Annotated in this window: 1 pseudogene; it reads left to right on the forward strand. The window is 47.9% G+C overall.

What is annotated here, in order from left to right:
• Positions 1–259, forward strand: a pseudogene (locus SB752_RS32780) (hypothetical protein); the annotation flags it as partial.

The raw sequence follows: 259 nt of genomic DNA on the forward strand, positions 1-259 counted from the left end.
CCCCATTCTGGCGCAGTTTTTGGCGGCGGTTATTGCCATGCTGGGTGTCGGACTTGCCGGTATTATTGAAGTTTGTAATATCTTTATCACGCCAACAATTTACCTTCTGCTCAACATTTTTATGCTGGCGCTGGGCGCATTAATGCTATTTTTCTCGGGGCGAGTGTGGGCGGACGATAGTGCACCAGAAAAAAGAGAAATAGCCGTCTGGCGACAATGTCTTTTTTTAGTACCCGCATTATTAACCCTGGGGGTCTGG

This window comes from Brevibacillus sp. SIMBA_040 (genome assembly GCF_046535075.1).
GTDB lineage: Bacteria > Bacillota > Bacilli > Brevibacillales > Brevibacillaceae > Brevibacillus.